Below are 11954 nucleotides of genomic sequence, written 5' to 3' on the forward strand. Positions count from 1 at the left end.
CTTAATATTGCCAGTTGAGGTTGAAGCCCAGCGACACCGGATTGGTGCTAAAGCCGTCGGGTCTGGAGAATGGCACGGCAGCAAACAGGTCATAGCCTGTTTTAAATGCCGAACCGCGAATGCCGATAGCGCCCCCGGCGAGGTGGTTGCCGACCAGATATTGCGTGCCGTTCCCGCCGACTTCGCCGTAGTCAACGCCCAGATAAAGTTCCTGCGCCGGCACCGGCGTGGCCCAGGCGATATCATTCCGCACGAACCACCCGCGATCGGCGTTTAGCGTCCGTTCGCCGTCAAAGCCGCGTACCGTCCAGCGGCTGCCGATGGCCAGCTGATCCTGCGGCGTCAGTGGCGTGTGGCTTATCTGGCGTTGGTATTGCAGGTTGTGGCGAAAGCGCTGGTTGCCCAGGGTAAAAGGCGTCTCCAACTGGGCAGAAAGCTGCAGGATTTTTGACAGCGCGGTGCCTTCGCCCCAGTATTCTTCCGGTGCCGGGATGGCGCCAAACCAGCGGGTGCCGCGCTGGTAGCTGATGCCCGCATCCAGCGTGGACCAGGGCAGATAATGGCGATGCTGAAGTCCGGCACGCCAGCCAGCCGTGCGACGACGTTGAACCTCGATTTCCGTGTCGTTGATATAATTTCGGGTTTCCCTCGCCAGAATATCCCAGCTGAAGGTGGTTTTCTGACGGTCGTTACGGTGCAGCAGGCGGCTAAGGCGGAAACTGATGTTCTGGCTTTTACCGCTGTAGCGATAGTCCTGATTAAGTCCGGCGACCGTCTGATGATAGTCATAGCTGTTGGCGGTTATCCCTGCGTCCCAGTAACCTAAAGGCAGCGAATAGTGGCCGGTAAAATTACGGGAGCCTTTATCGCCGTGATGGATCAGGCCAGCGCTGGCGGAAAGATAGAAGAGATCGCTGAGTGAAAGAGGATTATCCAGCGACAGCGTCAGACCGCCCTGATAACGCCCGGTGCTGCGGGTGCCAGAATCATCCAGCGAGACGCCAGCGCGCCACATTTTGCTTTGCTGTCGATGCAGCACTATATCGCTTTCTCCCGGTGCTTTACCCGGAACGATTTCCATACTGGCCTGCACCGTAGGCAGCCGTTGCAGGTTTTCCAGCCCCTGTTCGATATCACGCAGATCCAGCAGGTCTCCGGCGTGGGCCGGGAAAGCGCTGTAGAGAGTGAAATAGCGGTTGCTTTCCGGCGTCAGCATCACCTGACGAATTTTTCCCGCCAGGATGCTCAGCTTCAGCTCGCCGCTTTTCAGATCCTGTGAAGGCGCCAGCACACGAGTCGTGATGTAGCCGTGATCGATCAGGCGGTTTTGCAGCGCGCTCATCAGCAGATTAATGCCTTTCCCGCCCAGACAGTGACCAACAGCCTGACCGGCGATCCGCTGTAAAGGCAGCCAGTGCGGTAACGCGCCTGTTCCCTTCAGAACGACCCGGTTCAGTGGGAAACAGGGTTTTTCCTGGGGAAAGACCAGCCGACTGAAACCTGAGGCCGGTGGCGTAAGGCGTACGTCCGGCACTGTGGGCCGCAACTGCTGCTCCAGGGCATTTTGCCGCTGCAAAATCAGCGGTTCGTTAGCGGGCGTTACGGCAAGTGTTTTTAACGGCAATATAGCGGTTATGAAAATGAAGCTGTAAAGGCAAAGCGGGGCGAAACGATGGCTGAAAACCAACATTGACGGATCCTTGTCAAATAATTAGTTAATTAATAAAGAATTTTTCAGCGTAACGATCGAGGGTCGATCGGACAGCGTAACTATATCGCCTTATGATAAGTAGGGTTTTTCTGATTTACAATCAGAAATATTGTCTGGTCAGGAAGGTGAGGGGCCGAAGCCGATCCTGCTTTCGGCCAGAACTAAGGAAGCAGCGCTTCAGAGAAAGGCGATCGGCCCCTCCCTTACAAAGGGGCAATATGTTTTTCAATCCGCTGCATAGCGGCCTGCCAGGGACACAGCGTGCCTGGGGCCATTTGCCTGCATCCCGGAAACGTCAGCTCGGTCAGCAGCGGAGGGTGCTGCTTATCGAGTGGCGTAAGCTCGCGCAGCTGGGCAAGGCTTTGCGCCTGAAAATAGATGCGGATAAAACGCTCGCCCTTGTATCGCCACCGTTCGAATACCAGACTGCCGCCGGGCGGAATATTGCCGTGCGGATAATCGGCCTGCTGCCAGCGGAAATCCAACAGGGTACGCAGCCAGGCGATATTGATATCATGAGCGACATAGAGCAGCCAGCGCACGTCCGGCGGCGCGTCGGTTGCTCTCTCTCCGGTCGCGCCTGCGCGCAGCGCGCTGGCAATCTGGCTCATCAGCCCTGAAGCGCCGCGGCTGGCCAGCGTGGGCAAATCGTTGGTGTAATCATATTTAGCGCTCAGCAGCGGCAGCAGCGCGGCCAGTTCCGCCTGATTATTAACCTTGCCAAAGGCCACTTCGCTAAGTGGCTTGTTTTCGCTCCATTCCAGCCGCAGCGTTTCCGCCATTGCAGCCAGCGTATCCAGTCCCTGAATGCCGACCGTGCCGTTCGACCAGGTGGCAAGCTGCCAGGGCTGGCTGAAAACAGGGCAGGGCCGGGCGGGCTGACAGACGGCTTTTTTTAACGCGTCGATTTGCGGTTGCAGCCGCCGCTGCGCGTCTGCCAGGCTGCCGCCCATCGCGCGTAGCGCTTCCTGACGATGCGTCGCGGCCTGCTCCTGGCTGACTTTCTCGTTGGGAAGCTGAAACAGCGAGGCCGCCATGACATGTGCCGCAATGTCGCAGCCCGGAAAAGCCGCCTCGGCTAACACCTGCGCTGTGGCCCGGGTACGCTGCATCGGACTGGCTATCAGGTGAAAATCCCGTTCCTTCGGGCAGCCTTCGCCCAGCAGGCCCGCTTCACGATAGTAACTGCTCTCGTAACGTCCTTTCAGCCAGGCTGCCGTATAGCCGTGACCGGTCAGGTTACCGTCTGCGGTCAGCCAGTCGGGCCAGCGCCGGGCCGAACCGTTTTCAATAGCTCGTCGGTTATCCGGCGAAGGCGGGCGAACGCCATGTCGGCTGACTTCCACTACCTTTTCCAGCACGTAGTCCGCCTGTACGGGCTGGCTAAAAAAAGCCGTGAGGCCAGCAAAAAGCACGGCCGCGGAGAAAAACTTGTACATCCATACATCCTTAAAGATTCGTGCTGCCAAAAGCATCCTGGTGACTATTCAATCTGTAGGGAGCGAAAAACGCAGCTTCACCTGCTATAACACCTGAATATCCCTCTCAAAAAACAGGCTGACAGAGTATTACACTGCGGGCCGCACTTTTTGCTACAAGAAATCGGCTTGTACAACTTCAAAATAGCTGTACACATTTGCCGAAACTGGTTAACTTAAGCGCAGAATTATTTAAACACGTTTTAACCTACCAACTGAAGGGGGCTGTATGCGTCAGGATGGATTTAACCCGAAAACTGAAGGTGATATCAGTCGCTACTTCAGTGAAGCGATGATGCCCTCTCAACAGGAAACGTTGGGGCAGATCGTGGTGGAGATTCTGCGTTCGGGTAAAAATATTAACCGCAAGGCGATCTGTTCTAAACTGCTGAGGCGGCTTGAACTGGCCTCCGATGCGGAACAGGAAAAGCATTATCACGAGCTGATAGGCATGTTGTTTGGCCGTGAGGACTGAGTTTCAAAGCCTGGATGATGATTACCAGACGTCCTAACTTTTCTGCTCGGCCCGGCCTGCTTTCCCGCCTGGCCCTTTGATCGGCGGTGGTTGGCAAACCTGCTGCCTCCCAGGGTTACTTCCGGGAACTGTGGCTATTTATGTGCCCACATCACTGATACAGAGAAGCTGGTATGTACAGAAATGACGATGAAAAACTGATTGATATAGTGCTGGGTGAGGCCGTACTGGTGCTGTTAAAAACCGATGCTACCATCAATAACGCCGCGCTGATCCGTCAGCTGCAGGCGATGGCCGCCGTGGAAAAAAGCGCTGCCAGGCACCGTGCCTGCAAACAGGCTATTATCGATGTCAGAAATAATATAAAGACTGGTAACAATCGCTATACGCACGAAATTCGAGACGTGGATAACGTGACGCACCTTTTTACCAGCGAAGGCCCGCCGGACGGCACCAAAAAACATTGAGTCAATTCAGGTGGGGATATCCCGCCCTTTATAAAGGCGAATACTATGCAGCAGCACTCTTCAGAGCCGGGCATCCTTGAACATTTTCAGGGAGAAGGTGATTTACTGGCTCAGGAAACCAAAGTTATCGGCGCCGTGATCAGAGAAATTGCGGCAGCCGGTGGCTACGTAACGAACAAAGCGATTATCCTGAAGCTGATTGAAAAGCTGGAAAACACCTCTGATGTCGTCCAGCTGGATATCTTCCGCCAGGCGCTGGAAGTGGTGGTGGCCCGCACGCCTGACGACGCATAACCTTCACCCACATCCCAGGCGGCTTATGCAGATCGGCAAAAAGCCATAGCCGAAGCCTGCTGCCTGGGACAGTTGAAAAAAGGGGTTGTGCAGGGACTATAAGGGGTTAATGGAAGCGGTCGAGTATCGATCGGAAAGCGCGTTGAATAGCGGCCTTCATGTTTTCGTCTGTAGCTTGTGCGCTGTGGATCTGAAGTCTAATCAGGATGTTATGTCGTCCTACCGGTTCGCCGCTTTCCAGCAGCTCTGCTACGGCTCTGCCGATGAGGGCACAGATTTCTGAAGAATACGCCTGCTCTTTTTTGGGCACTCTCTTCCCTCTTTGAACTGTACTGGTAAACAGACTATCACAGCCCGCCGCGGCGTGCTGTATATTTAACCTGGTGCGCCCGCATCAAAAGCTTAAGCCGCCTGAATTGCCCGCATAAAAAAAGCTCGCCGAAGCGAGCTTTATTCAGCAGTCTGCAAAAAGATATTACAGCTTGCCAGCGTTCTCAGACAGGTATTTCGCTACGCCGTCCGGAGAAGCGCCCATGCCTTCTTTGCCTTTTTCCCACTGAGCCGGGCACACTTCGCCGTGCTCTTCGTGGAACTGCAGCGCGTCAACCATACGCAGCATTTCATCAACGTTACGGCCCAGCGGCAGATCGTTAACAACCTGGTGGCGAACCACACCGGCTTTGTCGATCAGGAAAGAGCCGCGCAGCGCAACGCCTGCATCCGGATGCTCGATGCCGTAGGCTTTCTGGATTTCACGTTTGATATCCGCAACCATCGCGTATTTTACTTCGCCGATGCCGCCTTTATCGATTGGGGTCTTACGCCATGCGTTGTGAACGAACTCGGAGTCGAAAGAGACGCCGACCACTTCCACGCCGCGCTTCTGGAATTCTTCATAACGCTTGTCGAAAGCGATCAGCTCAGAAGGGCAAACAAAAGTGAAGTCCATTGGCCAAAAGAACACAACGGTGGCTTTACCAGCGGTGTGTTTTTTAAAGTTAAAGTTTTCTACGATTTCACCGTTGCCCAGCACGGCTGCGGCGGTGAAATCAGGGGCCTGACGAGTTACGAGAACCATAGTCACTCCTGTAAGGATAAATTAAGGGAAACGGCCGCCAGTATGGGGCGGGATAGCGTTGTAAACCAGCGATAACCGCCGATTTCTCTGATAGGCTTTACCTATCAAAAAGCTTTTTTATTCAATGTGTTCGCTAACAATAACCTTTTTCAGCAAAAGGGCAAGCGGCAATCGTGGCTACAGTGACTGCTGACGGGCTTTTGCCATCATCTGCGGATAAAACTGCCGGAAAACAGCGTCGAGCTGTTGATAATTATCAACAAAATCCTGATAGCAATCTGCCAGCGCGGCCAGGCGAGGACGGCGGCTGGCCATCCCGGTCAGCACGTTTTGCAAATAGGGCGCTTCCGCATACTTTTCCATCCAGCGATCCGTCCACAGATAGCGATTCAGATGCTGGAAACGCTCCGGCGTGGTGGCAAGGTGCGGGCCGATTTCCGCCCGCGCCTGACGTAAAAAATCCGGTAAGGCCGTTTCCGGCACGATCTCATCCCAATGACGGGATAAAAAGTGATCCCAGATGACGTCCAGCGCGATAGGCGATACGCGATAGGTTTCGGGGCGGAAAAAACCGCGTGCGACCCGGACTTCCGGCAGGGCGTCGGTCATGACGTCAACGCGTCGGTGCAGCAAAATGCCGGCGGCAACGTTATCAGGCCAGACGTCACGCGGATTGCCGCGCACGAAGTCAGCCATCAGGTTGCCGAGCAGGGAGCTGTTGGCCAGCCGCGCCAGATGAAGGTGAGCGAGAAAGTTCATCGCGGCAGTATATCGGCTTCTGCCGTGTCGGGATACCGTTGATAGCGGCGTGCAGAGCGCATCGACGCCCGTTGGCGGACGGTTTAACCGATAGATGCGGCGAATGGTTCAGAATTGGCGGGTTTTCAGCTAGAATGTGCGCCCTGATTTCCCTGACTGTGAATGACCATGCGCGTTGCCGATTTTTCTTTTGAGTTGCCCGAATCTTTGATTGCCCACTATCCGCAGGCCCAGCGCAGCGGATGCCGTCTGCTGTGCCTTAACGGCCCGGACGGCGCGCTGACCCACGGGGTGTTCACCGATTTACTGGATTTGCTCAATCCGGGCGACCTGCTGGTTTTTAACAATACGCGCGTGATCCCGGCGCGTATTTTCGGACGTAAAGCCAGCGGCGGCAAAATCGAAGTGCTGGTTGAACGGATGCTGGACGAGCATCGCGTGCTGGCCCATATTCGCGCCTCTAAAGCGCCGAAAGCGGGCGCCGAGCTGCTGCTTGGCGACGACGAAAGCGTCAAAGCGACGATGGTTGCCCGTCACGACGCGCTCTTTGAGCTGCATTTCGACGACGAGCGCGCCGTGCTGGATATTCTGGACGCCGTCGGCCATATGCCGCTGCCGCCTTATATCGATCGTCCTGACGAAGACGCGGATCGCGAGCTTTACCAGACTGTTTACAGCGAACGTCCCGGCGCGGTGGCTGCGCCTACTGCTGGCCTGCATTTTGACGAACCTATGCTGGAAGCGCTGCGGGCGAAAGGGATTGAAACCGCTTTCGTTACGCTGCACGTCGGCGCGGGCACGTTCCAGCCGGTACGCGTGGACAGCATTGAAGATCATATTATGCACGCCGAGTATGCTGAGGTTCCGCAGGAAGTGGTGGATGCGGTGCTGGCGTGCAAAGCGCGCGGCAACCGTGTCGTCGCCGTAGGCACAACTTCCGTGCGCTCGCTGGAGAGCGCAGCGGCGGCGGCCAAAGACGCGTTGATTGCGCCGTTCTTCGACGACACCAAAATTTTTATTTATCCCGGCTATGAGTATCAGGTTATTGATGCGCTGGTCACCAATTTCCATCTGCCGGAATCGACGCTGATTATGCTGGTTTCCGCTTTCGCGGGCTACCGTCACACCATGCACGCTTACGAGCAGGCGGTGGCGGAGAAGTATCGCTTCTTCAGCTATGGCGACGCGATGTTTATCACCCGCAATCCGCAGGCGATAAACGAGCAGGTCGGTAAATAATGCCATAACCGGCTTTGTCCGGTTGCGACGCCTGCGCCCGACCGGGGCGCAGGTCAACTCTTAAGCATCAGACTGTTTCTCTGATGGAGGCAACGTGAAGTTTGAATTAGATACTACTGATGGGCGCGCGCGCCGTGGCCGTCTGGTTTTCGATCGCGGCGTGGTGGAAACCCCGGCCTTTATGCCTGTGGGCACCTACGGCACCGTAAAAGGCATGACGCCGGAAGAAGTGCAGGATACCGGCGCGCAGATTATTCTCGGCAACACTTTCCATCTGTGGCTGCGTCCCGGCCAGGAGATCATGAAGCTGCATGGCGATCTGCACGACTTTATGCAGTGGAAAGGGCCAATCCTGACCGACTCCGGCGGTTTCCAGGTGTTCAGCCTGGGCGACATTCGCAAAATCACCGAAGCGGGCGTGCATTTCCGCAACCCGATTAACGGCGACAAGATCTTCCTCGATCCTGAAAAATCGATGGAGATCCAGTACGATCTCGGTTCCGATATCGTGATGATTTTCGACGAATGCACGCCTTATCCTGCCGACTGGGATTACGCCAAACGCTCGATGGAGATGTCGCTGCGTTGGGCGCAGCGCAGCCGCGACCGCTTTGATTCGCTTGAAAATAAAAACGCGCTGTTCGGGATTATTCAGGGCGGCGTTTACGAAGATTTACGAGATGTCTCCGTAAAAGGACTGGTAGAGATCGGCTTTGATGGTTACGCTGTGGGCGGCCTGGCGGTCGGCGAGCCGAAAGAGGACATGCACCGTATTCTGGAGCACGTCTGTCCGCAGATCCCTGAGGACAAACCGCGCTATCTGATGGGCGTCGGCAAACCGGAAGATCTGGTTGAAGGCGTACGTCGCGGTATCGATATGTTTGACTGCGTGATGCCTACCCGCAATGCCCGTAACGGCCACCTGTTCGTGACTGACGGCGTGGTGAAAATCCGTAACGCGAAATATAAAGATGATACGGCGCCGCTGGATGCGGAGTGTGATTGCTACACCTGTCGCAACTATAGCCGCGCCTATTTGTATCATCTGGATCGTTGCAACGAAATACTGGGTGCGCGTCTTAACACTATTCATAACCTGCGCTACTACCAGCGCCTGATGGCTGGTTTACGCAAGGCTATTGAAGAGGGTAAATTAGAGCACTTTGTTACCGAATTTTATGCGCGGACGGGCAAAGCGGTTCCGCCGTTAAACGTCTGATAATTAATCAATGAGGGAAAATTAATGAGCTTGTTCATTTCTGATGCAGTGGCTGCTGCGGGTGCGCCAGCACAGGGAAGCCCGTATTCGCTGGTCATCATGCTGGTGGTTTTTGGTCTGATCTTCTATTTCATGATCCTGCGTCCACAGCAGAAACGTAGCAAAGAGCATAAAAAACTGATGGATTCCATCAGCAAGGGTGACGAAGTGCTGACCACCGGCGGCCTGGTCGGACGCGTAACCAAAGTGGCGGATACCGGCTATGTAGCTATCGCGCTGAACGAGACGACGGAAGTTGTGGTCAAACGTGATTTCGTGGCTGCCGTTCTGCCGAAAGGTACGATGAAGGCGCTGTAATTTTTTGTTTTCCCTAAGGGAACTGCCGTGTTAAACCGTTATCCTTTGTGGAAGTACATCATGCTGATCGTCGTGCTTATCGTCGGTCTGCTCTATGCGCTTCCCAACCTGTATGGTGAGGATCCGGCTGTTCAGATCACCGGCGCGCGCGGAAGCGCCGCCAGTGAACAGACGCTGAATCAGATCCAGAATGCTTTAAAAGAAGAGAAAATCCAGAGCAAATCCATTGCGCTGGAAAACGGCGCTATCATGGCGCGCTTCGCTAACGGCGACGTGCAGCTGCGCGCTCGTGACGCCATCATCAAAACGCTGGGCGAAGACTACGTTGTCGCGCTCAACCTTGCTCCAGCCACGCCAGGCTGGCTGAGTATGCTGGCCGCAGAACCGATGAAACTCGGTCTCGATCTGCGCGGCGGCGTGCACTTCCTGATGGAAGTCGATATGGATACCGCCCTGGGCAAGCTCCAGGAGCAGAATATCGATAACCTCAGAAGCGATCTGCGCGACAAAAATATTCCCTACACCAACGTGCGTAAAACCGATAACTACGGTCTGGAAATTCGTTTCCGTGACGCACAGGCGCGTGACGACGCCGTCAGCTATCTGACCGGCCGCCATCGCGATCTGGTGATCAACGCCAGCGGCAGCAACCTGCTGCGTGCGGTCATGTCGGATGACCGCCTGCGTGAAGCGCGCGAATATGCGGTTCAGCAGAACATTACTATCCTGCGTAATCGCGTGAACCAGCTTGGCGTTGCCGAACCGCTGGTGCAGCGTCAGGGCGCTGACCGCATCGTGGTCGAGCTGCCGGGTATTCAGGATACCGCGCGTGCTAAAGAGATCCTGGGCGCGACCGCCACGCTGGAATTCCGTCTGGTTAACACCTCCGTCGATCCTACCGCTGCCGCCAACGGCCGCGTACCGGGCGATTCCGAAGTGAAAAATACCCGCGACGGCCAGCCGGTAACGCTGTACAAGCGCGTGATCCTGACCGGTGATCACATCACTGACTCGACGTCGAGCATGGATGAGTACAACCAGGCACAGGTTAACATCTCGCTGGACAGCGCGGGCGGCAACATCATGTCCAACTTCACCAAGGATAATATCGGCAAGCCGATGGCAACGCTGTTTGTGGAATACAAAGACAGCGGTAAGAAAGACGCCAACGGTCGCGCTATCCTGGCGAAGCAGGAAGAAGTGATTAACGTCGCGAATATCCAGTCTCGCCTGGGCAACAGCTTCCGCATCACCGGCATCAGCAATCCAAACGAAGCGCGTCAGCTGTCGCTGCTGCTGCGTGCGGGCGCGCTGATTGCGCCAATCCAGATTGTGGAAGAACGCACCATTGGTCCAACCATGGGCGCGCAAAACATTACTCAGGGTCTGGAAGCCTGCCTGTGGGGCCTGATCGCCTCTATCGTGTTTATGGTGGTTTACTACCGTAAATTCGGCGTGATTGCGACCACTGCGCTGGTGGCAAACCTGGTGCTGATTGTGGGGATTATGTCTCTGCTGCCCGGCGCCACGCTGACCATGCCGGGTATTGCCGGTATCGTGCTGACGCTGGCGGTCGCCGTTGATGCTAACGTACTGATTAACGAACGTATCAAGGAAGAGCTGAAGAACGGACGCTCCGTTCAGCAGGCGATCCATGAAGGCTACAGCGGCGCGTTCTCCAGTATTATCGACGCCAACGTCACCACGCTGATCACGGCTATTATCCTTTATGCTGTCGGTACGGGATCCATTAAAGGCTTCGCTATCACCACGGCTATCGGTGTAGTGACCTCTATGTTTACCGCTATTGTCGGTACCCGCGCCATCGTCAACCTGCTGTACGGCGGTAAACGCATCAACAAGCTGTCTATTTGAGGAGTGCGTTGTGGCACAGGACTATAGCGTTGAACAACTGAACTACGGCCGTAAAGTCCATGACTTTATGCGCTGGGACAAGCTGGCCTTTACTCTTTCCGGCCTGCTGCTGATCGCCTCATTTGCGATCATGGGCCTGAAAGGGTTTAACTGGGGTCTGGATTTCACCGGCGGTACGGTGATTGAAATTACCCTGGAGAAACCGGCCGAGCTGGATAACCTGCGCGGCGCGCTGGAGAAAGCGGGCTTTACCGATCCGCAGGTGCAGAACTTCGGCAGCAGCCGCGACGTGCTGGTGCGTATGTCGCCGCACGAAGGCAACGCGGGCCAGGAGCTGGGCAACAAGGTCGTCAGCATTATTAATCAGGCGACGGCGCAAAACGGCACCGTAAAGCGCATTGAGTTTGTTGGCCCAAGCGTGGGCAGCGATCTGGCGCAGACCGGCGGCATGGCGCTGCTGGTGGCGCTGATAGCCATCCTGGTTTACGTCGGTTTCCGCTTCGAGTGGCGACTGGCGTTAGGCGCCGTGCTGGCGCTGGCGCATGACGTGATTATCACCATGGGCATTCTTTCTCTGTTCCATATTGAGATTGATTTGACCATTATCGCGTCGCTGATGTCGGTTATCGGTTACTCGCTGAACGACAGCATCGTGGTATCGGACCGTATTCGTGAGAACTTCCGCAAGATCCGTCGCGGTACGCCTTACGAAATCTTCAACGTCTCGCTGACGCAGACGCTGAGCCGTACCATTATGACCTCCGCCACCACGCTGGTGGTGGTGCTGATGCTGTTTATCTTTGGCGGCGCGCTGCTGGAAGGCTTCTCGCTGACCATGCTAATCGGCGTGTCCATCGGGACAATTTCATCTATCTACGTGGCTTCGGCGCTGGCGCTGAAACTGGGGATGAAACGCGAGCATCTGCTGCAGCAGAAAGTGGAGAAAGAGGGCGCCGATCAGCCTTCGATTCTGCCTTAAGCTTTCCGCTGTTAAATAAAAAG

At 55.6% G+C, this 11954-nt stretch carries 12 protein-coding genes; 8 read left to right on the forward strand and 4 right to left on the reverse strand.

Annotation, left to right across the window (positions count from 1 at the left end):
- Position 1 precedes the first annotated feature (1 nt).
- Both QCD69_RS12885 and QCD69_RS12890 read right to left on the reverse strand, forming a co-directional pair.
- Entirely contained in the window at positions 2–1690 is a 1689-nt protein-coding gene (locus tag QCD69_RS12885) for a ShlB/FhaC/HecB family hemolysin secretion/activation protein (RefSeq protein WP_301252306.1), read from the reverse strand.
- Positions 1691–1914: 224 nt separating this feature from the next.
- Complete coding sequence (locus tag QCD69_RS12890) at positions 1915–3150, reverse strand: histidine-type phosphatase (RefSeq protein WP_301252307.1); 1236 nt, start codon at positions 3148–3150, stop codon at positions 1915–1917.
- Positions 3151–3418: 268 nt separating this feature from the next.
- Here QCD69_RS12890 and ycgZ point away from each other — a divergent pair, with 268 nt between their 5' ends.
- The 3 genes from ycgZ (at position 3419) to QCD69_RS12905 (ending at position 4425) form a co-directional block, all read left to right on the forward strand.
- Positions 3419–3664 carry a regulatory protein YcgZ gene (gene ycgZ, locus QCD69_RS12895; RefSeq protein WP_253455081.1) on the forward strand — a complete coding sequence of 82 codons (246 nt, stop codon included), beginning with the start codon at positions 3419–3421 and terminating at the stop codon, positions 3662–3664.
- Between the two features lie 173 nt (positions 3665–3837).
- Positions 3838–4131: a hypothetical protein gene (locus QCD69_RS12900; protein WP_253455080.1), complete on the forward strand. Its 294-nt coding sequence runs from the start codon at positions 3838–3840 to the stop codon at positions 4129–4131.
- Between the two features lie 45 nt (positions 4132–4176).
- On the forward strand, positions 4177–4425 hold the full coding sequence (locus tag QCD69_RS12905) for a biofilm/acid-resistance regulator YmgB/AriR (RefSeq protein ID WP_125288395.1): 249 nt from the start codon (positions 4177–4179) through the stop codon (positions 4423–4425).
- Positions 4426–4900: 475 nt separating this feature from the next.
- Here QCD69_RS12905 and QCD69_RS12910 read toward each other — a convergent pair whose 3' ends face one another.
- Positions 4901–5503, reverse strand: a complete 603-nt coding sequence (locus tag QCD69_RS12910; protein ID WP_125288397.1) for a peroxiredoxin C — start codon at positions 5501–5503, stop codon at positions 4901–4903.
- 177 nt (positions 5504–5680) lie between these two features.
- Positions 5681–6262 (reverse strand): ACP phosphodiesterase, encoded by a 582-nt coding sequence (locus QCD69_RS12915; protein WP_301252311.1) that lies wholly within the window; start codon positions 6260–6262, stop codon positions 5681–5683.
- Between the two features lie 168 nt (positions 6263–6430).
- On the opposite strand from QCD69_RS12915, the gene queA reads away from it, so the two are divergent.
- The 5 genes from queA (at position 6431) to secF (ending at position 11931) form a co-directional block, all read left to right on the forward strand.
- Complete coding sequence (queA, locus tag QCD69_RS12920; RefSeq protein ID WP_301252336.1) at positions 6431–7501, forward strand: tRNA preQ1(34) S-adenosylmethionine ribosyltransferase-isomerase QueA; 1071 nt, start codon at positions 6431–6433, stop codon at positions 7499–7501.
- A 94-nt stretch (positions 7502–7595) separates the two neighbouring features.
- Positions 7596–8720 carry a tRNA guanosine(34) transglycosylase Tgt gene (tgt, locus tag QCD69_RS12925; RefSeq protein ID WP_125288399.1) on the forward strand — a complete coding sequence of 375 codons (1125 nt, stop codon included), beginning with the start codon at positions 7596–7598 and terminating at the stop codon, positions 8718–8720.
- Positions 8721–8744: 24 nt separating this feature from the next.
- A complete protein-coding gene (gene yajC / locus QCD69_RS12930) occupies positions 8745–9077 on the forward strand; it encodes a preprotein translocase subunit YajC (RefSeq protein ID WP_125288400.1) in 333 nt (110 codons plus the stop codon).
- 27 nt (positions 9078–9104) lie between these two features.
- Positions 9105–10952, forward strand: a complete 1848-nt coding sequence (gene secD, locus QCD69_RS12935) for a protein translocase subunit SecD (RefSeq protein ID WP_301252315.1) — start codon at positions 9105–9107, stop codon at positions 10950–10952.
- Between the two features lie 10 nt (positions 10953–10962).
- Complete coding sequence (gene secF, locus QCD69_RS12940; protein ID WP_253455077.1) at positions 10963–11931, forward strand: protein translocase subunit SecF; 969 nt, start codon at positions 10963–10965, stop codon at positions 11929–11931.
- Positions 11932–11954: the final 23 nt, after the last annotated feature.

Source organism: Erwinia sp. PsM31 (assembly GCF_030433775.1).
GTDB lineage: Bacteria > Pseudomonadota > Gammaproteobacteria > Enterobacterales > Enterobacteriaceae > Erwinia > Erwinia aeris.

Coding starts and splice junctions, on each gene's coding strand:
- QCD69_RS12885 (WP_301252306.1), bottom strand. CDS start 1,690: ATGTTGGTTTTCAGCCATCGTTTCGCCCCGCTTTGCCTTTACAGCTTC.
- queA (WP_301252336.1), top strand. CDS start 6,431: ATGCGCGTTGCCGATTTTTCTTTTGAGTTGCCCGAATCTTTGATTGCC.
- ycgZ (WP_253455081.1), top strand. CDS start 3,419: ATGCGTCAGGATGGATTTAACCCGAAAACTGAAGGTGATATCAGTCGC.
- QCD69_RS12910 (WP_125288397.1), bottom strand. CDS start 5,503: ATGGTTCTCGTAACTCGTCAGGCCCCTGATTTCACCGCCGCAGCCGTG.
- QCD69_RS12905 (WP_125288395.1), top strand. CDS start 4,177: ATGCAGCAGCACTCTTCAGAGCCGGGCATCCTTGAACATTTTCAGGGA.
- yajC (WP_125288400.1), top strand. CDS start 8,745: ATGAGCTTGTTCATTTCTGATGCAGTGGCTGCTGCGGGTGCGCCAGCA.
- QCD69_RS12890 (WP_301252307.1), bottom strand. CDS start 3,150: ATGTACAAGTTTTTCTCCGCGGCCGTGCTTTTTGCTGGCCTCACGGCT.
- QCD69_RS12900 (WP_253455080.1), top strand. CDS start 3,838: ATGTACAGAAATGACGATGAAAAACTGATTGATATAGTGCTGGGTGAG.
- QCD69_RS12915 (WP_301252311.1), bottom strand. CDS start 6,262: ATGAACTTTCTCGCTCACCTTCATCTGGCGCGGCTGGCCAACAGCTCC.